A 22,245-nucleotide genomic window follows, 5' to 3' on the forward strand; every position below is an offset into this window, starting at 1 on the left:
GAGAACGTTGCCCCATGGTCAACGCACACACGCGGCACCCCGTCTACCGCATCGCGATCGGGGTCGACATGGAGGGCTCGACGAGCCGCAGCAACCGGGAGAAGTCGGTGCTGCGCGGGGTGGTGCACCAGGCGGTCGCGGAATCCCTGGCCGCGCACGGGGTGCACGGCGACGACATCGACCGGTTGGTGGACCTCGGGGACGGCGTGATCGTCCTCATCCGACCGTCCGACCGGGTTCCGAAGACGCTGCTGCTCGAATCGGTCGTGCCCGAGCTGAGCGGCGCGCTCCGCCGCCACAACGAGCAGTTCCCGAACCTGGCCGTCCGGCTGCGGGCGGTGGTGCACGCGGGCGAGGTGCACTTCGACGAGCACGGCCAGTTCGGCGAGCTGCTGGACGTCGCGTGCAGGCTGCTCGACGCGCCCCGGCTGAAGCTCGCGCTGCGGGAGACCAGCGCGCCGCTGGTCCTCGTGGTGTCCGACGACCTCTACTGGTCGGTGGTGCACCACGGCTACGACGGCATCGCGGTGCCGTCGTACGCGCCGCTGGTGAACGTCCGGATCGGGTCCGTGCCGCGCCAGGGCTGGGTGCACGTCCCCGACGAGCCGCGCGCCTGGCCGCACCCCCTGCCGAGCTGACGCGGTCGGTCAGGTGAGGCGGGCGGCCAGCGCCGCGCGCAGGGAGTCCCAGTTCGGGCGGTCGGCCCAGCAGGCGTGCACGACGGCCTCCGCCACCGCGTCGGCCGGGTTCGGCGCGAGGGCGGCCATGGCGGCGGCGTAGGCGTGGGAGCGGGCCACCAGGGCGTGCTCCTCGGTCGTGTCGGCGCGCCTGCGGACCTGCTCGGCTCGCAGGCGCGCGATCGGGTCCACCTCGTCGGGCGGCGTGCACCGGTCCCAGCGCAGCTCCAGGGCCCGGTGGTAGGCCGCGCGGGAGAGGGCGGCCAGGTCGTCGGCCCGCTCGTGCTCCGACGCCGGGTCGGCGCCGGTGGCGGCGCGGGCCCGTGCCGCCACCTCGGAGGCCAGGTCGCGCAGCACGGCCGGGTCGGCCCCCGGCAGGGCGGCGGACACCTCGGGCGCGTTCACGGCCAGCCAGCCCGCCGGGGCCGCCGGTCCGGCGGGGTCGACGACGGCGGTCGGGTGCGCCGCCGCGGCCCAGTCGGCGTCCAGCCGCACGCCGGAGACCCGTTCGACGAACGCCAGCGCGGACGCGCACAGGACGGTCGCGTCCTCGAAGTCGAGACCGTCCAGCAGCGGCGCCAGCGGACCAGGGGGCGGGTCGCCGCCGATGGTGAACTCGTAGGACCCCACGACGGCGCCGTCCCGCGCCAGGGCGAGCGCGCTGTCGAAGTCGACGTTCCAGTAGGCGCTGGCGGCGACCGAGCCCTCCGACAGGCGGGCCAGCGTGCGGGGGACCGCGCCGCGGAAGCCGTTGTTCTCCACCAGGACGACCCAGCCGTCGTGCTCGCTCACCACCACGAGCGGCAGCTGGTCGGGGAAGGCGTTGGTGGTGGCCGCGCCCGCGTCCGCGAGCGTCGTCGGCCGGGTGGTCCCGGCCGCGTCGAACCGGGCCAGGGCCTCGGCGGTGGACAGGCCGCGCACCGCCGTGAGGCACAGCGCGTCGGACGGCAGGGCGCCGGAGGCCAGCAACTCGGCGTAGTGCTCGACCGCGGGGACCGGTGACGGCATGGTGACGACCTTTCCACGAACGGGCCGCCGGGTCCCGGCGGAACCCGGCGGCCCGTCTCGATCAGGGCTGGATCCACACCAGGTACGGATCACCGTCCAGCACGCGCTTGGACGAGTAGAACGCGCCGAGCGCGGCCCCGCCGTTGCGGTTGTCCGTGGCGTCGATCATGCAGGACGACCAGCCGGTGGGACCGGTGACACCGGTCGGAACGCCCCAGGCGGTGTCCATGTGGCACCAGGCGGTGTTCGGCGGCGCGAACGTGCGCGCGGTGCCCTTGGGCGTCTGGGTCGACGCCCCCTGCTTCGTCGAGCGGAACGGGTACTCGTCGCACGACCTGCCCTGCGGTCGCGCCCACCCCGCCGGGCAGGCGGTGCGGCCGTTGCTCGCCTTGTCCGTCGCGTTCGTGATGCGGTTGAGCACGGCGCCGTTCGGGTACGCCCCCGGCAGCCCGCTCTGCTGGGCGGCCTCGATGTGCGTGGCCAGCGTCGGGTAGAAGCCGGTCTTCGAGTAGACCATCACCGGCAGGATGCCGAGGAAGACGCAGCCCGCGCCCGCCGCCGCGACGGCGAACGCCGGATCGCCGGAGTTGTTCTCGTTGTCCCCGATGGCGTTGTCGCACCGCACGGTCGGCAGGTCGACGTACAGGCTGTTCGTCGGCGGGAACCCGGCGTAGGTCAGCCAGTACTCCCACTGCCCCTCGGCGAGCCCGACCTCGCCCAGCTCGCTGGACGTCGAGGTGTTGTACGCCTCCCCGTCGTTGGCGACGTCGGTGGCGAAGTTGCCGGGACGCAGGCCGGTGTCGGTGTCCTGCTTGCACTCCCCGCCGCACGTCGAGAAGCCCGACACGGTCGCCGCGCCGTTGCCCGCCGCGGTGCCCCAGTACTTCTCCACGCGGATCTGGTGCGCCCACGTGTCCAGGTCCGCGCTGGTGTACGCGAAGTTGATCTCCAACCACTGCGCCTGCCCGAGCAGCCGCACCGGCACGCCGTTCTGGTACAGCCACAGGTTGACCAGCCCGTCGGCGATGCTGCACATCTCCGTGCGGGTGCCCCACCACCCGTCGAAGGCGTGGTCGAAGCACCAGTCCGGTGGTTCGAGGTAGTCCCGCGCCGTCGGCCCGGCCGCGCGCGCCGAGGCGAGCGCGCCGTCCCGCGCCGCCGAGGGCGTGCCCCTCTCCGTCACGACGGCGCACGACACGGCCTTCGCGCCGACGTGCTCCGCGCCGTACTCGGCGCCCACGGGCTCAGCCGACTCGGCCGCCGCCGCCAGCGCGGCCGGTGAACAGCCCTCCGAGCGGGTCGCGACGCCACCCAGCCTCACCGGCGGCACCGGCGTCGCCCTGCCCTCGGCCTCGTCCAGCACCGCGGACGACGTGACCTGCGCCGGTCTGACCAGTGGACCGCCCGCCGACGCCCCCGGCGCGACGAGCCCCCCGCAGAGCAGCGCCACCCCCGTGAGAACGACCAGTGCCCTTCTTCTCAGTGTTCTCGACACGTTTCCCCCACATCGCGGAACAACGGCGCCGCGCGCACCCCGCGCGCGGCGGCGCTCCGACGGGTCGACGGCGACCGATACGCGCGCTGCGCCACCACCCGAGCCTGCCGAGGGCACGAGGTGCCCGAACGTCAGCCGTCACGTGGTCGAGAAAGAAGAGGACACCCTGTGCGGACAACCCCGCGGTGCCGAACCCCCCGGTTCCACCCCCATCGATAACGCGCTCAAAACCTATCGATCCCGTTCGCCCGGTCGCAATACTCCGGTCGGGTAACCCGAGGAACGGCGCGGTGGCAGGAAATCGTCCACTGTGGACGGTGCTCCGGGACGTCGCCCGCCCGTCGGGCGCAGCGCCGCGAACCACGGGTTCGGGCGCGCCACCGGTTCGGGCTCGGCGGCGGCGCGGTGGTGGCGGAGGGAGTCGACGCCCGCCGCGCGCGCGGCGGCGAGGTCGGCGCCCGTGCTCCCGACGAACACGCACGACCCCTTCGGCACGGCACCGCTGTGCACCGCCGAGCTGATCAGGTCCGACACGGGCGGCGGACCGGCGTGGTCCGACTCGACCCGGCCGACCACGTGCCGCACGTGCTCGTCCAGCCCGTGCAGCACGAGGAACGCCCGGATCGCCTCGACGTCCAGCGCGCCGACCACGGTGATCCGACCCCCGGCCGCGGCCACCGCGGCGAAGGCCTCGCGCACCCCGGCCGCGACCCGTGCCGCGGCCACCGCCCCGTGCTCGATCCGCCGCCACTGCGCGTACACCGCCCGCCTGGTGGCGGGCCCGATCGACCCCGCGTGCGCGAGCACCGCGTACGGGTCCCCGGTCCGCAGCACCCGGCGCGGCAACCGGTCCTCGGCCAGCAGCACCCGCAGCCGTTCGGCCACCGACCGCACCGGCAGCTCCTCGGCCACCGGACCGTCCAACGCCACCAGCACGTGATCGCGTTCCACGAGCAGGTCTCCAGCACCCACGACGTCCCCCTCCGATCGGTCGGAGGACCAGGATGTCGTGAACCGGGCGGTCGTGGGGGTGGAGTCCGCTCCGCCCCGGTCCGGCGGTCGGGGGATCGTTCCAGCGCCGCGCGCTCACCAGCGTTCCCACCACGACGAACACCGGGAGGACCTCGCGCGAGCAGCGGCAGCGCTTCCCGCCGCGGACCGCCCTCGTGGTGAGCGGGCCCGCACCGCGGCGACGTCCCTGCCGGGCGGGTCCGCGCGGAAGATCCACAGTGGACCGGTCCTCGCGTTCTCGACCGCGTCCCGCCTGATCGGTCCCGGCCCGCTCGGTGACCCTGGGTCTCGATGGACGTCGTGATGTCATACGAACGTGTGGTTTGCGGTCCGTTCTCCCTCGGCTGCCCCACGATGGCGTGAGCGCGCCCGCGACCTGTCCGCGAGCATCGGGGCCGCGACCGAACGTGATCCGGGAGGTGCGCGTGGCCAGAACGGCGTGGGACGCGGAGTTGGAGCGCTTGGCCGCCGTGCGGTCGCTGAAGCTGCTCGACACGCCCGCCGAGGAGCGGTTCGACCGGATCACCAGGTTCGCCCAGCACGTGTTCGACGTGCCGATCGTGCTGGTGTCGCTGGTGGACCTCGACCGGCAGTGGTTCAAGTCGAGCCAGGGCATGGACACCCGCGAGGGGCCGCGCAGCGAGTCGTTCTGCTCCAGGGCGATCGAGAGCGCGGACCTGATGGAGGTCCCGGACGCCACGTGCGACGCGCGCTTCGCCGACAACCCCGTGGTGCTGGGCCCGCCGCACATCCGGTTCTACGCGGGCCAGCCGGTCAGGGGCCCGTCGGGGCACCGGGTGGGCACGCTGTGCCTGATCGACCGGCGGCCCCGCGAGCTGGGCGTCGAGGACCGGCAGCGGCTGCGCGACCTCGGGAGCTGGGTCGAGGTGGAGTACGCCGTGGCGGCGGCCGAGCGGGACCGCGCGCTGGCGCGGGACGTGCGCGCCGAGTTCATCTCGGTGATCAGCCACGAGCTGCGCACCCCGCTGACCTCGATCCACGGGTCGCTGGAGCTGGTGGGGTCGGGCCGGTTCGGCACGCTCGACCAGCGCGCGGCGCGGCTGGTGTCGATCGCGGCGAAGAACACCGACCGGCTCATCCGGCTGTCCAACGACGTGCTGGACCTGACGCGGTTGCAGAGCGGGCTGCGGCTGACGCTGGCCGACGTGGACGTGGCCGAGGCGGTCGAGAACGCGGTGCACGCCGTCGAGGGCGTTGCCGACCGGACCGGCGTGTCGCTGGAGGCGGACTGCGCGGCGTGCCCCGTGCGGGGCGACCTCGACAAGCTGGTGCAGGTGTTCACGAACCTGCTGGCCAACGCGGTGGAGTTCGCGCCGGCGGGCAGCACCGTCCTGGTGAGCTGCGCCCGCGCGGGCGACCGCGTCGAGGTGGCGGTCCGGGATCGGGGACCGGGGGTGCCGCGGCACGACGTCGACCGCATCTTCGATCCGTTCGTGCAGCTCGAAGGGGCGAGCGCACGCGGGGTCGGGCTCGGGCTGTCGATCACCCGAGGCATCGCCGAGGCCCACGGCGGCAGCGTCGCGGTCCGCTCGACGGTGGGGGAGGGCAGCACGTTCACCGTGGTGCTGCCGGTGGCCGGACCCGCCACCGACCGGCCCTGGTGGTAGGCCTCAGGCCACCCAGTCCAGCAGGGCGGCCAGGTCGTCGGCGATCCGCAGCGGGTCGAACGGCTTGCGCAGCACGGCCAGCGCGCCCAGCCCTCGCAGCTCATCCTCCAGGTCCGGGGCGGCGGTGATGAACACGACCGGGAGCGAGCCGAACCGCACGGCCTCCCGCAGCGCGCGCAGGGTGCGGCGACCGTCCAGCCCCGGCATCTCCACGTCCAGCAGCACCGCGTCGACCCCTCCGGCCAGGCACCGGCGCAGCGCCTCCTCCCCGCCGCTCGCCGTCTCCACCAGCCACTCGTCCCGGAAGCCCAGCGACAGGCTGAGCACCTCCAGCACGTCGGGGTCGTCGTCCACGACCAGCAGGGTCCTCATCGCGCGTCCCGGTTCACCCGGTAGCCGACGCCGCGCACGGTGGCGATGAACCCGGTCGCGCCCGCGCTCGCGAGCTTGCGCCGCAGGTTGGACAGGTGCACGTCCACCGCGTGGTCGTCGGCGAGCCACGGCTCGCCCCAGGCGCGCTGCCGGAGCTGGTCGCGGGTGCGCACCAGGCGCACGTTCTCGGTCAGCAGGTCCAGCAGCGCGAACTCCAGCCGGGTGAGCGCCACGTGCGCCCCGTCCACGGTGACCTCGTGCGCCGCCACGTCGATCCGCACCGGTCCGACGACCCGCTCGGTCGGGAGCGGTGCGGCCGGGGCGTCGCCCAGCGCCTTCGGCCTGCGCAGCATGGCCTGGATCCTGGCCACGAGCTCGCGCGGCGAGAAGGGCTTGGTCAGGTAGTCGTCGGCCCCGGCGGAGAGCCCGACGAGCTTGTCGACCTCGTCCGCCCTGGCCGTCAGCATCAGCACGTAGGCGTGGGAGAAGTCGCGCAGCCGCGAGCACACCTCCAGCCCGCTCGGGCCGGGGATGTTGAGGTCCAGCACCACCACGTCGGGCCGCCAGGCGCGCAGCTCCAGCAGCGCGCCGTGGCCGTCGCCCGCGGTGCGCACGTCGAAGCAGGCCTCGGTCAACGCCATCTCGACGATCTCGCGGATGCTCTCGGTGTCCTCCACGACCAGTACCCTCGTCATGGGCTGGATTGTGCCCAGACCGCTCGGCCCCGGCAGGGCCGGAGAACCGGTCACCTCCGGTCCCGCAGCGCGCGCTTCGCCGCCACGAGCACGCAGAGGCCCGCGAACGCGATCAGCGCCACCTCGACCGGGGCGTGCCGTCCGAGCAGCGCGACCCGGCCGATCCAGGGCACGTCGCCGAGCACGACGGGCACGGTCGCCGAGGTGATGCGCAGCCGCTGGGGGTCGACGTCGGTGTTGTTGTCGCCCTTGGTGCGCAGCAGCGGCTCGCCGCGGGACAGGTCCACCTCGACGACCCGGTGCGCGAACCGCTCACCGGGGGCGTCCGGCCGGGGCAGCACCACGACGTCGCCGACTTCAACCGATCGAGCGTCGATCGGACGGGTGGCGAGCAGGGCTCCGGGGTCGAACGCGGGGGACATGCTCGGCGAGAGCACCGGCGCGAAGCCGACCCGGAAGCCGACCACGAGCACCGCGCAGGCGACCGCGGCCAGCGCGAGCACCGCGAGGACGGCACCGGGGAGGCGTCGGGGGAGCCGCGACGACGTGCGCGCGGCCGTGGAGCGGGTCGCGGCGTGGGCTGCGGGCATGGGTTCCCCTAGGAGTTGGTGGTGGTGGCGGCGCGGACGTGCGCGCCGTTGGCGACGGAGACGCCGACGGTGGCGTTGGTGGTGCCGCTGAGGGCCCCGGTGAGGCTGATCCGGATGCCGAGCTGACCGCCGACCGCGAGGGCCGTGGCGGGCGATCCGGTCCCCGCGGCGGAGGTGACCAGGGTGGTCACCGTCCCGGCGCAGGTGTTCGCGGTGGTGTTCCACGCGGCGCCGACGCACGCGTCCACCCGCACCGGGCTCGCCAGCAGGCCGTTGACCGACGCGGTGTAGGTCTGGCCGGTCAGCGCCGCCGTGCCGGTGTTGCGGACGCTGCCGAACCGCGGTGCGCGGTCGCCGATCACCGCCCACCCCGCGGTGAGGGGCCTGCCGGTCTGGGCGACCCCCGAGCCGTCGACCAGCACGGCCGACCAGGAGAGGCTGGTGGCGCCGACGGGGGGACCGGCGCTCGCGGCGCCCGCCCCCGCGGTGGCGGTGGCGGGGACGGCCGCGACCAGCGCGACCGCCGTCCCGACCACCGCCGCGACCCGCTTCGACATCGGCCTTCTCCCTGGGAGTCGTGGATCAGGAGTTGGTGGTGGTGGCCGTGCGCTGGGTCTCGGCGAAGGTGTAGGTCAGGTTCGCGGTCAGCCCCTGGATCGTCGCGGCGGGCAGGACCCCGTTGACCGTGGTCTCGGTCTGGTCGGGCAGCTGCACCGAGATCTGGAGGCGCTGCACGGCGCCCGCGGCGACCACGCCGGGGATCAGCGACTGCGCGCTCGCCAGCGTGCTCAGCGGGACCGGGCCCAGCAGCGTCGTCGCGCTTCCGCCGCACAGGCCGGTCGCGGGGGTCCACGTGCCGTTCGCGCACTGCCGCACGGTGACGCGCAGCGCCCTCGTGGTGGCGCCGTCGGTGACCAGGCCCGCCGAGCCGGTCGCCGCCACCTGGAGCGTCAGCGCCTGGGCGTCCAGCGTGCCGCCGCTGGTGAGGTCGACGTACCGGTTGACCACGTCACCGGGGGCCATGTTGGCGATGGCCTGGTCGAACCCGGAGCCGTTGGCCGCCATCGCCAGCTTCAGCGTGCCGGTGGTCACCTGCTCGGGCGTCCCGTTGGCCGTCGTCGCGCTCAGGGTGGCCCAGACGCCGCCGCCGACCGCGACGACGGCGGACACCGCGATCGCGGCGAGCGCGATCGGCCGCCAGGGGGAGCGGCGGCGGTGGGGAACGGGGAGGGCGTGGTTCGGCATGGCGCGTCCTTGTCCGGTGTGCACCGCCTGTCGCGGTGCGGTGGAGCGAGGATCGACGGCGGACCTCTGGCCTCCCTCCGCCGTTCCTCAAGCTCCCGTCAAGTTCCCGCCGCCGCGGTCGCCTGTGGACGGTGGACCGAGGCCGGACAACTCCGAGTACCGCTCCCTCACGGGGTGATCCCCCTATCCGGTGATCTCGCCGCCGAATCCCGGCGAAGCTCCGACACGTCGAACTCGATCATGAGACGGTGCCGGGGTGAACAGGGCATTGGGGCGACTCGCCATTCTCACCGCATCCGCGGCCATCGTGTTCGGCGCCACCGCGGGTACCGCGTCAGCGGTGCCCTGGGTCTTCATCGGCAGCTACCCCACGGAGGCGCAGTGCCTCGTGGCCGCTGACGCGTGGGCCAGCAGCGACGTGCGCACCCGGTGCCAGTACACGCAGTCGGACGGCTGGCACCTCTACGCGTACTCGATCGGGGGCTGATCCCGACCGCCGCGGCCGGGTCGCCGTCGACGACACCGACCCGACCGCGGCCGACCGTTCGGCTCCACTGTGGACCACGGCGTCCCCTGTCCCCTGTGGACGTCGGGTGGGCGCGGTCGAGCCGGGTACCCCTCTGACGACCCCGCGGACGGCGGGGACGTCCGTGACGAGCGCGCGGCACTCCTCGACCACGTGGTCCCTCTTGACTGAATGTTCGGTAATGTGGGGGGATGGCGCGACCACCTTCCATCGACGAGGCCGAACTGCTGGACGCGCTCATCGCGGTGTTCCGGGACAAGGGGTTCGACGGCACCGCGATCGGCGACCTGTCGGCGGCCTCGGGGTTGCGGCGGGCGAGCCTCTACCACCGCTACCCCGACGGCAAGGAGGGCATGGCGGAGGCGGTCCTGGCCGAGGTCGGGCGGCGGTTCCGGTGGATCCTGCGACCGATGGGCGAGGACGAGGACCTCGCGCGGGGGATGGACGAGACCGCGCGCAGGCTCGGTGACTTCTACGGCGCCGGTGCGCTGTCGTGCGTGCTGGACACGATGACGCTGGCGGGCGCGCCGGAGAAGGTCCGCGACCAGGCGAGGGCGCTCGCGAAGACCTGGATCGACGTGATGGCCGACGCGTCGCGGCGCGCGGGGCGCGCGCCGGACGAGGCGGTGCGCGCGGCCAGGGACGCGTTCCTCCGCATCGAGGGTGCGCTGGTGCTGGCCAGGGTGCTGGGCGACACCAGCGCCTTCGTCGAGAGCGTGGCGCTGATGCCGAGCATCCTGGCGCCGGGGCCCGCGGAGCGCTGATCCCGGCCCCCTGGTGGGGTCGGACGGTCCGGCAGCAGCCTAGGCGCGCCGTGCGGGAAGCGGGTGACCGTGGACACCTTGAAGTTTACCGTACGTTCGGTAATTATGGTGGGCGTTGGCCTTCCGAACAGCGAGGAGCGCGCGTCCATGAGCAGCAAGACCGCCGTAGTGGTGCTGTCCGACCCGTCCACCGGCACCGACGAGGCCCTGGGCCGCGTCGTCAACGCGCTCGCCGCCGCCCGGGAGTTCGCGCAGGGCGGTGAGGCGCTCGTGCTCTTCCAGGGCGCGGGCACCCGCTGGCCCGCCGTGCCGGCGGACCCGGCCCACCCGGCGCACGAGCTGCACACCGCGATGAGGCAGCAGGTCGCCACGGTGGCGTCCGGCGGCTGCGCGACCGCCTTCGGCGCGACCGGGGGCGTCGAGGCCGAGGACGTCAAGCAGGTCAGCCAGAACCAGGCGCCCGGCACCGCCGGTGTCGCGAGCATCGGTGAACTGGTGCGGTCCGGCTACCACGTCCTGACCTTCTGACGCCGTGGCCGACCTCGTCGACCGGCTCGCCTTCCACCCCGGCGAGCGCGAAGCGCAACGGGTGGCCGGAACCTCCGAGATGGCGGAGAGGGTCCGGCCCATCATCTCGGACGCCATCCCCCGCGGGGCGTTCGACTTCCTCGTGCGCCGGCGGATGCTGGTGCTCGGCGCCCGGGACCGCGACGGGCGGCCCTGGGCCACCGCCCTGGTGGGGCCGGAGGGGTTCCTCTCGGCGGCCGACCCGCACACGCTGCGGGTCGACGCCACCCCGGTGCCCACCGACCCGCTGGCGGACGTCCTGCGGGACGAGGTGGACGTCGGCACCCTCGCCATCGACCTGCTGATGCGCAAGCGGTTGCGGGTCAACGGGCGGTGGCGGCCGACGCCGCGCGGCGGCGAGGTGGAGGTGCACCAGGCGTTCGGCAACTGCCCCAAGTACATCCAGGCCCGCGTCATGACCGGGGAACCCGCGGCCTCCCACCCCGTCGTGCGCCGCGCCGACCGGCTCGACACGAGCCGGTCGGTCCTCGTGTCGACCGCCGACACGTTCTTCATCGCGACGGCGGCCGACGTCGGCGCGGACGTCTCGCACCGCGGCGGCAACCCCGGTTTCGTCCAGGTCGTCTCGCCCACCGAGCTGTCCTGGCCGGACTACGCGGGCAACGCGATGATGATGACCGCGGGCAACCTCGGGGTGAACCCGTCGGCGGGACTGCTGTTCCCGGACTGGGAGTCCGGGGCGACCCTCCAGCTGACGGGCGCGGCGCGGGTGCGCGAGGCCGTCGAACGGGGGAGCGGGCCCGCCAACGGCCTGGAGACCGTCTTCCGCGTCACCGAGGCGGTCTGGACCGAGAACGCCTTCCCCCCGGCCTGGACAGCGCCCGCGTACTCGCGCTTCAACTGACCGCCCCCGACCCGAGGGGGCGGTGCGATGAGCACGCCGTCAGGACTTGCCGCGGAAGAAGGCGCGGATGTCGTTCGCGAGCAGCGTCGGCACCTCCATCGCGGGGAAGTGGCCGCCCTCGGTGAACTCGCTCCAGTGGTCGACCGCCCTCCACGGGTCCACCACGCGGCGCACGAGCGGGTGGGTGTCGAACACGGCCCACCCGGACGGCACGTCGGAGGCCATGGCCAGGGCGAGTCCGGAGTGCTCGGACTCGTAGTAGAACTGCGCGCTCGACGCGCCGCTGCGGGTGAACCAGTACAGGCTGGTGTTGGTGAGGAGCTGGTCGCGGTCGACCGACTCGTCCGGCGTCCGGTAGCCGCCGCCGGACCTGGTCCTGAACTTCTCGGCGATCCACGCGAGCTGGCCGACCGGCGAGTCGGTGAGCGCCGCGCCGATCGTGTCGGGCCGGTGGTCCTGCAACCGGAGGTACCCGTGGTCGGCCGCGTCCTCGGCGCGCACCGCCTCGATCCGGGCGGTCTCGTCATCGGACAGGCCTTCGGGGTAGGGGAACTTGACGCCGAGCAACCCGAGCAACCGGGGGTCGCTGCCGATGTGCGTGCCGATGACGCGCTCCGGGTGGACGGCCGCGAGGCGGCCGGTGGTGCCCGCGCCGATGTCGGTGCCGTGGGCCGCGAACCGCTCGTAGCCGAGACGCGTCATGATCTCGGCGTAGGCGTCCGCCGTGCGCGCCAGCTCCCAGCCGGTCCCCGACAGCGGGGTGGAGAACCCGAAGCCGGGCAGGGACGGGACGACCACGTGGAACTCGTCGGTCAGCAGGGGGATGAGCCGCTGGTAGTCGACGAACGACCCCGGCCAGCCGTGGTTCAGGATCAGCGGGGTGGCCTCCGGGTTCGCGGACCGGACGTGGACGACGTGGAACGTCTGGCCGTCGACGACCGTCGTGACCTGCCCGTGCTCGTTGAGCTTCTCCTCCTGCGCCCGCCAGTCGAACCCGTCGCGCCAGTACTCGGCGAGCTCCTCCAGGTACACCGGCGGGATGCCGCGGCTGAAGTCGGTGCGGTCGTCCCGGCCCGGCACGGGGATCGGCAGGCGCGTGCGAGCCAGCCGGTCGCGCAGGTCGTCGACGTCCGCCTGCGGGACGGCGACGCGGAACGGCGTGAGTGCGGTGTTCTCGTTCATGACGTCGACGCTCCCAGGCAATGCGGCAGGATCCCTTCCGCGATTCCCGGGATGATCGAGACATGGTGGAGACCTCGGCCCGGCTGCTCCGACTGCTGTCGCTGCTCCAGCTCAAGCGCGACTGGACGAGCTCCGAACTCGCGGGCAGGCTCGGCGTGAGCACGAGGACCGTGCGCGCCGACATCGGCAAGCTGCGGTCGCTGGGGTACCCCGTGGATGCGCGCCCCGGCGTCTCGGGCGGGTACCGGCTGGCCGCCGGGACGGCGATGCCCCCGCTGCTGCTCGATGACGACGAGGCCGTCGCCGTCGCGGTCGGACTGGGCGCGGTCGCGACCCAGGGGCTCGGGGTCGAGGAGACGTCCCTCACCGCGCTCGCGAAGCTGGAGCAGGTGCTGCCCTCGCGCCTGCGCCGCCGTGTGGAGGCGGTGCGCGAGGCGACGAGCGTCGTCCAGGGGGCCGGACCGCCGCTCGACCTCTCCGTCCTCGGCGCGGTCGCCGCCGCGATCCGCGGCCGCGAACGGCTCCGGTTCGGCTACACGAAGCCGGGGGACGACGAGGGGTCGCGCCACGCCGAACCGCACCGGCTGGTGACCTGGGGAGCGCTCTGGTACCTGCTCGCGTGGGACCTCGACCGTGACGACTGGCGGGTCTTCCGCGTCGACCGCATGGCTCCGCGCGCACCGACGGGGGCGCGGTTCCGACCGCGACAGATCCCGGGGGACAGCGCCGTCGAGCACGTCGTCAGCCGCGTCAGCAGGGGAGCCTGGAGGTACCGCGCCCGCGTACTCGTGCACGCTCCCGCCGCGGAGGTCGCGGCGAGGATCCACATCCCGGTCGACGTCGAGGCGGTCGACGAGTCCACGTGCCGCGTCGAACTGGGCGCCGACGACCCGGACCGCCTCGCGCTGTGGATGGCGCAGCTCGACGTCGACGTCGAGGTGGTCGACGGGGACGAGCTGGCGGCGGCGTTCGACCGCCTCGCGACGAGGTTCCGCCGCGCGGCGGGCGGCGCGTCCGCGTGAATCCCGGCGCTCGCGGGCCCACCGTCCTCGGGGAGTGCCACGACCACGCGTGGTCCTGCGGCGACTCGCGGTACCGGGTCGCTGGTCCAGTCCGGTCGCATCCGGCGTCCCGACCTCACACGCGGGCTCGCCGCACCAGCCGGAGCAGGGCGCCCACGGCCAGGACGGCGGCGCCGATGAGGACCGAGTCGACCGGCAGCGCGGCGGCCAGGACGAGACAGCCGAGCAGGCCTGTCGCGGGCACGACCCGTGGCGGGCGACCCTCGTCGGCGCGCAGCGTCCACGCGGAGGCGTTGGCGATCGCGTAGTAGACCAGCACCGCGAAGGAGGAGAACCCGATGGCGCCGCGCAGGTCCACCACGGCAGCGAGAACCGCGACGGTGGCACCGACGGCGATCTCGGCGTGGTGGGGCACCTGGTGGCGGGGGTGGACGGCGGTGAGGGTGCGTGGGAGGTGGCCGTCGCGGGCCATCGCCAGGGTGGTTCGGGAGACGCCGAGGATCAGGGCGAGCAGCGAACCGAGCGCGGCGACCACGGCGCCGACGCGGATCACGGGCACCAGCCACGGCCACGGCGCTGCCGCGGAGGCGAGCGGGTCCGGGGTGACGGCCAGCGCGGCCGGTCCGAGCGCGGCGAGCGTGGCGACGGCGACGGCCGTGTAGACGACGAGCGTGATGGCGAGGGCGAGCGGAACGGCGCGGGGGATGGTGCGCGCCGGATCGCGGACCTCCTCACCCAAGGTCGCGACGCGGGCGTACCCGGCGAAGGCGAAGAACAGCAGACCTGCCGACTGCACCACGCCGAACGTGCTCGTCGTGCCCGGTGTCCACGCCAGGTTCGCGGTGTGGCCGCCAGTCGCGGCCGCGGTGACGGCGAGGACCAGCACGACCAGGACCACCGCGACCATCGCGCGGGTGGCCGCGATCGACTTCCGGACGCCGAAGCAGGTGACGGTGGTCAGCGCGAGGACGGCGAGGACGGCCACGGCGGCGCGCACCGGCCTGGCGGCATCGGGCAGTGCGTAGGTGGCGACGGTGAGGGCCATCGCCGCGCAGGACGCCGTCTTGCCGACGATGAAGCCCCACCCGGCGAGGTGACCCCAGAACGGGCCGAGGCGTTCGCGTCCGTAGACGTACGTTCCTCCCGACGACGGGTAGCGGGCAGCGAGCCGTGCCGTCGACGTCGCGTTGCAGTAGGCGACGACGGCGGCGATGGCGAGCCCGGCGAGCAACCCGGCCCCCGCGGCGCGGGCCGCGGGAGCGAGGGCGGCGAAGACGCCCGCGCCGATCATGGAGCCCAGACCGATGGTCACCGCGTCGCCGGTGCCCAGTCGACGAGCCAGTCGAGGAGGTGTCACGTTCGCGTCCTTCGCTTGGACGTGCTGGTGGCGGAGGTTCCCATTGTCCGGTGGGACGGTGTCCGGACGCCGATGGTGGAGACCGTCCCGGATCCCGAGTTCGTGACCGGGGTGTAGCGGTGACCGGGGGCGGACCAGCGTGCGTCCAGGCCCACCGCGACCGGGCTCGGGAGCGTCCCGCCGACTGACCCACCTGCTTCACGCACGTGATCGACCTCCACGGGGTTCGGCTGTACCGACACTGTCGGTGGGAGCTGGTTGACTAGCCGAATGTTCGAAACCCCCGACGAACTCCGCAGCCTCCAGGTCCTGCTCGACACGTCCTTGGCCGGCTCCAGCAGCCACCTCAAATCGATCATCCGGCCAGGTGAGAGCACCTTGGACGCCGAGCAGGTCGTGCGGGTCTGCCAGGGCATGCGCACCCTGGCGATCGCCACGGTCACCCGGCGCGGTGAGCCACGCATCAGCGGCGCCGACGGGCACCTCCTGCACGGCCGCTGGATCGTCGGCACCCACCGCCAGGCCGCCAAAGCCCGTCATCTCGCGGCGCGGCCCGGCATCAGCGCGACCTACATGCGCGGCGAGCAGCTCGGCATCTTCACGCACGGACACGCCGTTCCGCTGAACCCCGAGGGGACGAGCGGCGACCCGACCTGGCCGGCGATCCGCGACTACCTCGTCACCCACTACGACGGCGACGGCGAAGACCCGTTCTGGGACGAGAACATCTGGTACCGCATCGACCCCAGCTGGATGGTCGCCTACAGCACCGACCCCGTCGGGCTGCTCGACCAGCACCCGTCAGCCTGACGGCCGCCATCTTCGGCATCCGCCTGCTCGCCTTGCCGTGGACCGGATTTCTCCTCGGTAGCCGAGGTGTGCGCGCACCGTCGCTCCCACGAGCGAACAGCGGAAGCCGCGAACGAGCGCTGGAACCCGGCGTGCCCGACGAGGCGATCCTGAACCGGCTCAAGCGCCACCGGGCGGCGGCCACTCGCTACGACAAGCTGATTCCGCCCTGTCGTTGGAGAAGAAGGGCGCGACGGCGCTCCTCGGGGACCTCGACTCGCTCCGCCGCGGGGAAGCACCTCGGGTTCGTCGGCGACTTCTCCGCCATGTCCATGGCCGCTTCCAGCGCGCTCACGCGGGAGAGCCTGTCCTGGGAGCCGACCGGGCCGACGCTGGCCGAGGACGTCGGGTCCGGCGCCTGCGGCACGGCCTGAGCGCCGATCGGGATCAGTCGGGGATGCCGATGGTCGTGGCCACCCGGCCCATCTGGTACCCGAAGTAGGCCTCGCGGGCTTCCACGACGTTGTTGAGCTGGCCGAAGAGTTCGAAGCTGACGGCGCCGAAGAGCTGGATCCAGCCCATGCCGCCGCGGGCCAGGAGTTCCTCCGGCAGGCCCGGAACGGTCCGGTCGCGCAGGCGGGCCATGTCGGCGTGCAGGACCGTGGGCAGGTGGTCGGTCGCGGTGGAGAAACCCGCGTCGTAGCTGTCCTTGAGGACGTTGATCAGGGCCAGCGGGGTCCTGGAAGCGGCGGCGATCGTGTCCTCCGGCGCGTGGTACTCGGGGACCGGGCTGCCGAACAGGAGCGCGTACTCCGACGGGTTCGCCAGGGCCCAGGTGCGGACGGCGTGGCAGATCGCCAGCCAGCGCCCGCGCAGGGCCGTGCGGTCGGCGACCGAGGTGTCGCCCGCCTCGGCCGCGGCGCCCAGGGAGTTGTACGCGTCGACGATCAGGGCGGTCAGCAGGGCGTCGCGGCTGGGGAAGTAGCGGTACAGGGCGGAGGACACCATGCCCATGTCCCTGGCCACGGCGCGGAGGGAGAGGTTCGCGCCGTCCGTCGCCAGGTGGCGGCGAGCGGTCGTCTTGATCTCCTCGGTCATTTCGGCCCGGACACGGGCGCGGAGGGAGCCTGCTGACATGACGAGATTGTCGCACGAGACAGAGAGCACTGCTCTCGGAAAGTGTGCTCTACTTAGAGAGCACTGCTCTTTCTCCGAGGAGGATCCCAATGTCGTTGCACGTGGTCGTCGGCTCCGGACCGGTCGGCTCCGGTACCGCCCTGCTGCTCGCGTCGCGTGGTGACCAGGTGCGGGTGGTCAGCCGGAGCGGCGGCGGGCCCGAACACCCGAACGTCGAACGGGTCGCCGCCGACGCCGGGGACGCCGGTCGGCTCAGCGCGCTGGCCGAGGGCGCGGTCGCGCTCTACAACTGCGTCAACCCGGCGTACCACCGGTGGCTCACGGACTGGCCGCCGATCGCGTCGGCGCTGCTCACGGCCGCCGAGCGGTCCGGTGCGGTGTACGTGATGACCGGCAGCCTGTACGGGTACGGCGAGGTGGACGGTCCGATGACCGCGTCCACGCCGCTCGCCGCGACCCACCCGAAGCTGAAGCTGAAGGCGGACATGTGGCGCGCCGCGCTCGCCGCCCACGAGGCGGGCCGGATCCGGGCGACCGAGGTCCGGGGCAGCGACTACATCGAGGCCAACTCGATCTTCTCCTTCGGCCTCGGCGCGCCGCTGCTCGCCGGGAAGCGGGCGTGGTCGCCCACGCCGCTGGACGTGTCGCACAGCTGGACGTCGATCAGCGACGTGGCGGCGGTGCTGACCACCGTCGCCACCGACGAGCGGGCGTGGGGCAGGGCGTGGCCCGTGCCCACCGAGCCGCCGCTGACGGTGCGCGAACTCGCCACCCGGTTCACCGCCGTCGCCGGTGTCGGCGAACCGAAGCTCAGCAGGATCCCGGCCCCGGTGCTGGGCGCCATCGGCCTGTTCTCGCCGATGGTGAAGGAGTTGCGCACCACGGCGTACCAGTTCACCCGGCCCTTCGTCCTCGACTCCTCCGAGTCCACGGAGGTGTTCGGGCTCAAGCCGCGACCGATCGACGACTCGCTGCGCGAGGCGGTCCGTTCCCTCTCCGAGGGGTGAGCCCTTGCCCCGCGGCACGGCGGGCGAACACGATGGTTCCGTCGGGTTCGTCCGCCAGGCCGGGGAGTCGCGCACATGACCACTTCTCCCGTCGAGACCGAACACCTCGACGTCCTGATCATCGGCGCCGGGATCTCCGGTATCGGTGCGGCGTACTACCTCCAGCGCGACCACCCGAACCGCGACTACGCGATCCTCGAAGCCCGCGCGGCCACCGGTGGGACCTGGGACCTGTTCCGCTACCCCGGAATCCGCTCCGACTCCGATCTGCACACCTTCGGCTACGAGTTCAAGCCGTGGCGGGACGAGCGGGCCATCGCGAGCGCCGACAAGATCCTCGACTACCTGCGCGAGACCGCCGCGGAGCACGGCATCGACCGGAAGGTCCGCTTCCGGCACCACGTGCTCGGCGTGACGTGGTCCAGCTCCGACGCGAGGTGGACCGTGGAGGTCGAGCGCGCCGACGTCGGTGACGTGGTGGCGTTCACGGCGACCTGGTTGTTCTTCGCCACGGGCTACTACCGCTACGACAAGGGCTTCTCACCGGATCTTCCGGGCCGGGAGAACTTCGCCGGACCCGTGGTGCACCCCCAGCACTGGCCGGAGGACCTGGACTGCGCGGGGAAGCGCGTCGTCGTGATCGGCAGCGGTGCCACCGCCGTCACCGTGGTTCCGGCCCTCGCCGCCACCGCGGCTCACGTCACGATGCTCCAGCGCACCCCGAGCTACGTCCTCCCCGTGCCGTCGAAGGACGCCATCGGCAACAGGCTGCGCGCCCTGCTCGGCGAGGAACGCGCGTACCGGGTCATCCGGCGCAAGAACATCGCCCAGCAGCGGGCGATCTGGTGGCTGTGCCAGAGGTTCCCGCGTCCGGCCCGCGCGGTGATCCGCCGGATCAACGCCACGCTGCTGCCCGCGGGCTACCCGGTCGACGAGCACTTCAACCCGCCGTACGGCCCGTGGGACCAACGCCTCTGCGTGGCACCCGACGGTGACCTGTTCAAGGTGATCCGCGAGGGCGACGCGTCGGTGGTCACCGACCGGATCGCCGGGTTCACCGAATCGGGCGTGCTGCTGGAATCCGGCCGCGAACTCGGGGCGGACGTGGTCGTCACGGCGACCGGGTTGACCGTGCGACCGTTCGGCGGGATCGCCGTCACCGTCGACGACGTGCCGGTCCGGTTGGCGGACACCGTGGCGTACAAGGGGATGATGCTGTCCGGCGTGCCCAACCTGGCCTTCGCGGTCGGCTACACCGCGTCGTCGTGGACGCTCAAGGTCGGTCTCCTGTGCGAGTACTTCTGCCGGCTGCTGGCGCACATGGACGCGCACGGGTACGAGGTCTGCGTCCCGGCGGTCCCCGACGCGGCCATGCCGAAACGACCGTTCCTCGACCTGGCGTCCGGGTACGTCCAGCGCGCGCTCGACCAGCTGCCGAGCCAGGGCGACCGGAAACCCTGGCTGACGTCCATGGACTACCACGCCGACGTCAAGCTCCTGCGCCGATCTCCCGTCCAGGACGCGGACCTGGCCTTCTCGCGGGTGAACGGGAGCGGGGCCGGGCGGGCCGCCCGGCCCCGTCCGCCTGCACGGGAGAGGTGACCCGGTCGTCCGCCGGGGCCGGGGACGTCCTGAGGGAGAGGGGGCCGTGGGGGTGCCACGGACCGGGGGTGTCGTCGCTCGCCCGTGTCGGGAACGCCCCGCCTGCGTGGGAAGGGAGTGGTGGTCGGCAGGGCGTGCCCGGCATCCGGTCCGGGGGAACGCCCAGCGCGCGCAGGAGGCCGTCCAGCACGTAGCCGGCGTCCGGGGCGGTGCCGGTCAACGGGCGCAGGTCGGCGTGCAGCTGGCCGTCGACCACGTCAGTGGCCACGCGGTGGGCGTGGTGCGGTGCGAAGTCGCCCTTGCCGACGCCCACCGGACCGGTGATCACCACGGGCGCCGCGGCCGGGGTGCGGAGGCGGTGAGTTCTGCGATGAAGGAATTTGATCATGGTTCTCCCGGCCCCATCGTCCTAAGGGAGTGTTATGACCAGGCACGATTCTGACCTGCGACGACTCGTGGCGCCAAGTCGCTGACCTGCTGGTTTTATCCGGTTGCATCCGGCTGGAACTGGTCGTTTTTGGACCTGCGACGGCCTGTGGACGGCCTGATCTTGGTCCGTTGAAGCGTGAGCCTTTACCGAGAAGTTCGCATGACCGTGCGCCTAGATCTGGATGCCGCTGCTTGGGAGTTACTCGGAAGGCGGCATTCGATGCTTGATCGCCTGCGGTCTGGCTGGATCTCGTGTCCGTGCTGACTTCGTTGCGGAAGTCCGCCTCAACGTGAACCGCGTGTGTTGCTTGCCGCTGAAGGGATCTGTGGTCGGACTGTTCGTCGTTTACCTTCTGTGGCGACTCGGACCGGAGCCTTAGTGGGCATGCGCTATGCGGCCGTGGCGGACGTCAACGAGCACGGTCAGTGGCATGTGCGGACGTTCGGTTGCTCTCGAACCGGCGATATCCGCAGTTGTGCGTTGTGCTGGGCGGTGGGGTCGATTGTCGTGACGATCGGCTAGACAGGCTGGCCATTGAGTTGTGAGGTGAAGGTTGGTCGGCTCCGAGGCTAATGGTGTGCCAGGCCCAGTCACTCAGAACAGCACGGCCTCGGATGGAGGGCAGAACTATCACGCGGGGCGGGATCTCACGCTCCACACCTCGCCGGTCGTGCCGCGAATGGAATCGGTACCTTCGGTCTCGGGTGTTGGTCGTCGGCCAGCGGGTTCGGTTGTGTTCGTGGGCCGCGTGGGCGAGTTGGCGCGGTTGGACGCCGCTGTCGCGGGTTCGGGTGGTCGTGCGGTGGTGGTGGCGGTGCATGGTCTGGGCGGGATGGGCAAGTCGACATTGGCGGCCCGGTTTGCCGAGTTACATGCGGACCGGTTTTCGCCGGTGTGGTGGGTGACGGCGGATTCGCTGGCGGCGGTCGAAGCGGGGGTGGCGGACTTGGCCGTGGCGATGGCGCCGCAGGCCGCGGCCTTGTCGGTGGAGCAGCGAGTGGAGTTGGGTGTTCGGTGGCTGGCTGGTCACGACGGGTGGTTGTTGGTGTTGGACAACCTGAGCACTCCGGCGGATGCGGTCGGAGTGTTGGAACGGGTGCGGACGGGAACGGTAGTGGTGACCAGCCGCAAGGCCAGCGGGTGGCGCGGTGTTCCCACCGTGGCGCTGGACGTGCTGTCTGCCAACGAAGCTGCGGATCTGGTGAACGGGTCTGCTGCACCGATAGGTGACATCTGAGGTGGCTAGCCGTGAGGCTGGCCTGGGAGGATGTCGTTGTGCCCAAGCCCTACCCCCAGGAGTTCCGCGACGATGTCGTGCGGGTCGCTCGTGATCGCGAGCCCGGTGTGACGGTCGAGCAGATCGCGAAAGATTTCGGGGTGCACCCGATGACGTTGTTCAAGTGGCTGCGCCAAGCCGAGGTCGACGAAGGCGCCAAACCAGGCGTCAGCAGGAACGACTCGGCCGAGCTGCGCGAGGCGCGTAAGCGGATCAAGCTGCTGGAGCAGGAAAACGAGGTCCTGCGCCGGGCAACGGCGTATCTGTCGCAGGCGAATCTGCCGGGAAAAGGCTCTACCCGCTCGTGAACGAGCTGGCCGCGAACGGGATTCCCGTCGCGGTGACGTGCCGGGTCTTGACCATCGCTCGACAGCCGTACTACCGGTGGCGTGCCCGCCCGGTCGTCCAGGCGGAACTCGCGGAGGCATATCGGGCGAACGCGTTGTTCGACGCACACCGCGACGACCCAGAGTTCGGCTACCGGTTCCTGGCCGACGAGGCCCGCGACACCGGCCTGCCGATGGCGGATCGGACCGCGTGGCGGATCTGCTCGGCCATGAGCTGGTGGAGCGCGTTCGGCAAGAAACGTGGCCGCAACGGCAAGAAGGCCGGCCCGCCGGTCCACGACGACCTGGTGCGCCGCGACTTCACCTCCGCGGCGCCGAACCTGTTGTGGCTGGCCGATATCACCGAACACCGCACCGCAGAAGGAAAGCTGTATCTGTGCGCGGTCAAGGACGTCTGCTCCAACCGGATCGTGGGCTACTCAATCGACTCACGGATGAAGTCCCGTCTCGCCGTCACCGCGCTCACCAACGCCCTCGCCCGCCGTGGTGGGGTCGCCGGCCGCGTGGTGCACACCGACCGCGGATCGCAATTTCGTTCCAGGAAATTCGTCCGCGCGCTCGCTCGTCACGGCTTGACCGGCTCGATGGGCCGGGTCGGCGCCGCAGGCGACAACGCAGCTATGGAAAGCTTCTTCGCGTTGCTGCAGAACAAC

The 22,245-nt window shown here is 72.4% G+C and carries 22 protein-coding genes and 1 pseudogene; 12 read left to right on the forward strand and 11 right to left on the reverse strand.

The genetic code is table 11. The annotated features are described in order from the left end of the window. Positions 1-14: 14 nt before the first annotated feature. A complete protein-coding gene (locus tag AC156L_RS32595) occupies positions 15-638 on the forward strand; it encodes a hypothetical protein (protein WP_330882019.1) in 624 nt (207 codons plus the stop codon). A 9-nt stretch (positions 639-647) separates the two neighbouring features. On the opposite strand, the gene AC156L_RS32600 is transcribed toward AC156L_RS32595, so the two are convergent. The 3 genes from AC156L_RS32600 to AC156L_RS32610 form a co-directional block, all read right to left on the reverse strand. Further along, positions 648-1,685: a DUF6461 domain-containing protein gene (locus tag AC156L_RS32600; RefSeq protein ID WP_330882017.1), complete on the reverse strand. Its 1,038-nt coding sequence runs from the start codon at positions 1,683-1,685 to the stop codon at positions 648-650. 61 nt (positions 1,686-1,746) lie between these two features. Beyond that, complete coding sequence (locus tag AC156L_RS32605) at positions 1,747-3,180, reverse strand: NucA/NucB deoxyribonuclease domain-containing protein (protein WP_330882015.1); 1,434 nt, start codon at positions 3,178-3,180, stop codon at positions 1,747-1,749. A 231-nt stretch (positions 3,181-3,411) separates the two neighbouring features. Further along, positions 3,412-4,152, reverse strand: coding sequence for an HAD hydrolase-like protein (locus AC156L_RS32610; protein WP_330882013.1), 741 nt, complete (start codon positions 4,150-4,152; stop codon positions 3,412-3,414). Between the two features lie 464 nt (positions 4,153-4,616). Between AC156L_RS32610 and AC156L_RS32615 the strand changes: the two genes are divergently transcribed. Then, the gene (locus AC156L_RS32615) at positions 4,617-5,819 is read left to right on the forward strand and encodes a GAF domain-containing sensor histidine kinase (RefSeq protein WP_330882011.1); all 1,203 of its coding nucleotides are present in this window, start codon (positions 4,617-4,619) and stop codon (positions 5,817-5,819) included. Between the two features lie 3 nt (positions 5,820-5,822). On the opposite strand, the gene AC156L_RS32620 is transcribed toward AC156L_RS32615, so the two are convergent. The 5 genes from AC156L_RS32620 to AC156L_RS32640 are packed head-to-tail and all read right to left on the reverse strand — an operon-like array spanning position 5,823 to position 8,721. Beyond that, a complete protein-coding gene (locus tag AC156L_RS32620) occupies positions 5,823-6,191 on the reverse strand; it encodes a response regulator (protein ID WP_330882009.1) in 369 nt (122 codons plus the stop codon). Further along, complete coding sequence (locus tag AC156L_RS32625; protein WP_330882007.1) at positions 6,188-6,886, reverse strand: response regulator transcription factor; 699 nt, start codon at positions 6,884-6,886, stop codon at positions 6,188-6,190. Before AC156L_RS32625 ends, AC156L_RS32620 begins: the two co-directional genes overlap by 4 nt. 50 nt (positions 6,887-6,936) lie before the next feature. Further along, positions 6,937-7,476 (reverse strand): signal peptidase I, encoded by a 540-nt coding sequence (locus AC156L_RS32630; protein ID WP_330882005.1) that lies wholly within the window; start codon positions 7,474-7,476, stop codon positions 6,937-6,939. 8 nt (positions 7,477-7,484) lie between these two features. Beyond that, positions 7,485-8,033: a hypothetical protein gene (locus AC156L_RS32635; RefSeq protein WP_330882003.1), complete on the reverse strand. Its 549-nt coding sequence runs from the start codon at positions 8,031-8,033 to the stop codon at positions 7,485-7,487. A gap of 25 nt (positions 8,034-8,058) precedes the next feature. Further along, on the reverse strand, positions 8,059-8,721 hold the full coding sequence (locus tag AC156L_RS32640) for a TasA family protein (protein WP_330882001.1): 663 nt from the start codon (positions 8,719-8,721) through the stop codon (positions 8,059-8,061). A 340-nt stretch (positions 8,722-9,061) separates the two neighbouring features. Here AC156L_RS32640 and AC156L_RS32645 point away from each other — a divergent pair, with 340 nt between their 5' ends. From AC156L_RS32645 to AC156L_RS32660, 4 genes are all read left to right on the forward strand, one after another. Continuing rightward, positions 9,062-9,208, forward strand: a complete 147-nt coding sequence (locus AC156L_RS32645; RefSeq protein WP_330881999.1) for a hypothetical protein — start codon at positions 9,062-9,064, stop codon at positions 9,206-9,208. Between the two features lie 230 nt (positions 9,209-9,438). Continuing rightward, on the forward strand, positions 9,439-10,011 hold the full coding sequence (locus tag AC156L_RS32650) for a TetR/AcrR family transcriptional regulator (protein WP_330881997.1): 573 nt from the start codon (positions 9,439-9,441) through the stop codon (positions 10,009-10,011). Positions 10,012-10,158: 147 nt separating this feature from the next. Then, positions 10,159-10,539: a hypothetical protein gene (locus AC156L_RS32655; RefSeq protein ID WP_330881995.1), complete on the forward strand. Its 381-nt coding sequence runs from the start codon at positions 10,159-10,161 to the stop codon at positions 10,537-10,539. Positions 10,540-10,543: 4 nt separating this feature from the next. Continuing rightward, positions 10,544-11,443 carry a pyridoxamine 5'-phosphate oxidase family protein gene (locus tag AC156L_RS32660; RefSeq protein WP_330881993.1) on the forward strand — a complete coding sequence of 300 codons (900 nt, stop codon included), beginning with the start codon at positions 10,544-10,546 and terminating at the stop codon, positions 11,441-11,443. Positions 11,444-11,482: 39 nt separating this feature from the next. On the opposite strand, the gene AC156L_RS32665 is transcribed toward AC156L_RS32660, so the two are convergent. Then, on the reverse strand, positions 11,483-12,625 hold the full coding sequence (locus AC156L_RS32665) for an epoxide hydrolase family protein (protein ID WP_330881991.1): 1,143 nt from the start codon (positions 12,623-12,625) through the stop codon (positions 11,483-11,485). 62 nt (positions 12,626-12,687) lie between these two features. On the opposite strand from AC156L_RS32665, the gene AC156L_RS32670 reads away from it, so the two are divergent. Beyond that, the gene (locus tag AC156L_RS32670; protein ID WP_330881989.1) at positions 12,688-13,647 is read left to right on the forward strand and encodes a helix-turn-helix transcriptional regulator; all 960 of its coding nucleotides are present in this window, start codon (positions 12,688-12,690) and stop codon (positions 13,645-13,647) included. A 115-nt stretch (positions 13,648-13,762) separates the two neighbouring features. Here AC156L_RS32670 and AC156L_RS32675 read toward each other — a convergent pair whose 3' ends face one another. Continuing rightward, positions 13,763-15,004, reverse strand: coding sequence for an APC family permease (locus tag AC156L_RS32675; RefSeq protein WP_330881987.1), 1,242 nt, complete (start codon positions 15,002-15,004; stop codon positions 13,763-13,765). Between the two features lie 270 nt (positions 15,005-15,274). Between AC156L_RS32675 and AC156L_RS32680 the strand changes: the two genes are divergently transcribed. Continuing rightward, positions 15,275-15,814, forward strand: a complete 540-nt coding sequence (locus AC156L_RS32680; protein ID WP_330881985.1) for a pyridoxamine 5'-phosphate oxidase family protein — start codon at positions 15,275-15,277, stop codon at positions 15,812-15,814. Between the two features lie 426 nt (positions 15,815-16,240). On the opposite strand, the gene AC156L_RS32685 is transcribed toward AC156L_RS32680, so the two are convergent. Continuing rightward, entirely contained in the window at positions 16,241-16,930 is a 690-nt protein-coding gene (locus AC156L_RS32685) for a TetR/AcrR family transcriptional regulator (protein ID WP_330881983.1), read from the reverse strand. Positions 16,931-17,019: 89 nt separating this feature from the next. Here AC156L_RS32685 and AC156L_RS32690 point away from each other — a divergent pair, with 89 nt between their 5' ends. The 4 genes and pseudogenes from AC156L_RS32690 to AC156L_RS32705 all read left to right on the forward strand — a co-directional run. Next, the gene (locus AC156L_RS32690) at positions 17,020-17,937 is read left to right on the forward strand and encodes a Rossmann-fold NAD(P)-binding domain-containing protein (protein WP_330881981.1); all 918 of its coding nucleotides are present in this window, start codon (positions 17,020-17,022) and stop codon (positions 17,935-17,937) included. A gap of 75 nt (positions 17,938-18,012) precedes the next feature. Further along, complete coding sequence (locus AC156L_RS32695) at positions 18,013-19,539, forward strand: flavin-containing monooxygenase (protein ID WP_330881979.1); 1,527 nt, start codon at positions 18,013-18,015, stop codon at positions 19,537-19,539. A 1,178-nt stretch (positions 19,540-20,717) separates the two neighbouring features. Continuing rightward, entirely contained in the window at positions 20,718-21,206 is a 489-nt protein-coding gene (locus AC156L_RS32700) for an NB-ARC domain-containing protein (RefSeq protein WP_330881978.1), read from the forward strand. Positions 21,207-21,244: 38 nt separating this feature from the next. Next, positions 21,245-22,245: pseudogene (locus AC156L_RS32705) on the forward strand (IS3 family transposase); the annotation flags it as partial.

The organism is Umezawaea sp. (assembly GCF_057122925.1).

Coding starts and splice junctions, on each gene's coding strand:
- AC156L_RS32595 (WP_330882019.1), top strand. CDS start 15: ATGGTCAACGCACACACGCGGCACCCCGTCTACCGCATCGCGATCGGG.
- AC156L_RS32600 (WP_330882017.1), bottom strand. CDS start 1,685: ATGCCGTCACCGGTCCCCGCGGTCGAGCACTACGCCGAGTTGCTGGCC.
- AC156L_RS32620 (WP_330882009.1), bottom strand. CDS start 6,191: ATGAGGACCCTGCTGGTCGTGGACGACGACCCCGACGTGCTGGAGGTG.
- AC156L_RS32625 (WP_330882007.1), bottom strand. CDS start 6,886: ATGACGAGGGTACTGGTCGTGGAGGACACCGAGAGCATCCGCGAGATC.
- AC156L_RS32630 (WP_330882005.1), bottom strand. CDS start 7,476: ATGCCCGCAGCCCACGCCGCGACCCGCTCCACGGCCGCGCGCACGTCG.
- AC156L_RS32635 (WP_330882003.1), bottom strand. CDS start 8,033: ATGTCGAAGCGGGTCGCGGCGGTGGTCGGGACGGCGGTCGCGCTGGTC.
- AC156L_RS32640 (WP_330882001.1), bottom strand. CDS start 8,721: ATGCCGAACCACGCCCTCCCCGTTCCCCACCGCCGCCGCTCCCCCTGG.
- AC156L_RS32650 (WP_330881997.1), top strand. CDS start 9,439: ATGGCGCGACCACCTTCCATCGACGAGGCCGAACTGCTGGACGCGCTC.
- AC156L_RS32655 (WP_330881995.1), top strand. CDS start 10,159: ATGAGCAGCAAGACCGCCGTAGTGGTGCTGTCCGACCCGTCCACCGGC.
- AC156L_RS32665 (WP_330881991.1), bottom strand. CDS start 12,625: ATGAACGAGAACACCGCACTCACGCCGTTCCGCGTCGCCGTCCCGCAG.
- AC156L_RS32670 (WP_330881989.1), top strand. CDS start 12,688: ATGGTGGAGACCTCGGCCCGGCTGCTCCGACTGCTGTCGCTGCTCCAG.
- AC156L_RS32680 (WP_330881985.1), top strand. CDS start 15,275: ATGTTCGAAACCCCCGACGAACTCCGCAGCCTCCAGGTCCTGCTCGAC.
- AC156L_RS32685 (WP_330881983.1), bottom strand. CDS start 16,930: ATGTCAGCAGGCTCCCTCCGCGCCCGTGTCCGGGCCGAAATGACCGAG.
- AC156L_RS32690 (WP_330881981.1), top strand. CDS start 17,020: ATGTCGTTGCACGTGGTCGTCGGCTCCGGACCGGTCGGCTCCGGTACC.
- AC156L_RS32695 (WP_330881979.1), top strand. CDS start 18,013: ATGACCACTTCTCCCGTCGAGACCGAACACCTCGACGTCCTGATCATC.